The sequence below is a fragment of the Bartonella sp. LB28NMGDW genome, assembly GCF_042194435.1.
Lineage (GTDB): Bacteria > Pseudomonadota > Alphaproteobacteria > Rhizobiales > Rhizobiaceae > Bartonella > Bartonella grahamii.
In genome coordinates, this window is sequence record NZ_JBHIMX010000122.1 from 1 (window position 1) to 830 (window position 830).

At 36.0% G+C, this 830-nt stretch carries 1 protein-coding gene; it reads right to left on the reverse strand.

Annotated elements, in window-relative coordinates:
- Nucleotides 1-418: antA/AntB antirepressor family protein (locus tag ACFIKG_RS09555; protein ID WP_375652227.1), on the reverse strand; the 418-nt coding region annotated here is incomplete at its 3' end.
- Between the last annotated feature and the right edge of the window lie 412 nt (nucleotides 419-830).

The following is an 830-nucleotide window of genomic DNA, read 5'->3' on the forward strand; positions in this document are numbered from 1 at the left end:
GTCCATAAATGTAAACAGCCTTTTTAGTTGGAGACATTTTATCCCAATCTTTTGGGAAAGCAAAACGTATATCATCACAATAATCAACAGATTGACTTTTTAGTTTCTTTTCACATTCAATAAAATAACGGCGTGCTTGACGTCCTTTCTCGTTACGTTCCACCATTGAGAGCTCTTTCGCCATGTCTAGAGTAATATGATATTCTTTACTTATAACATTTTTACGTTTCCCAATTTTGGGAAGCGTTAAAATATAGTCCTTTCCCTCTTCAAATGCATACTGATTAATGCGGTTCGTAATCCAAGTAGCAAAACGTTTTCCTATTGCCAAAAATGTATGTAATTCACGTGCATTCACTGTCTGAACGATATCACCATCAATCGTAGTTTGATGTAAGTCAATTAAATATTGTGCCATGATTTGGCTCCTATGTGCTTAAAGGTTTTCTATTGACACTCTAAAAGATGCCGGGTGCTAGAAAACACGGCACATAGCCCGTCGTTATGCTTTCCCCACAAGGGTATTGTATAGCATAACTACACCCGACAAAGTTATTATATGCGCCTAACATACAATGAGTCAAAGTCTTTAATGTGCGGAAGACTGATTATTTCGGCAACCAATCCGCTATGTGTTTAAGGTGTTTTCTAGGCACCTGATTCGAAAATAGACATTGACGCAATAATGTCAAGAGTAAAAATAATTTTTATCTAAAAATAATCGCATACTGTACAGTGTACATATTGAAATTGTTATTTATCAATGAGTTAAGTGTACAATGTACAGTCAATTTGAAAATTCTGTCGCTAGCGATAGTTCGCGCTAGCCT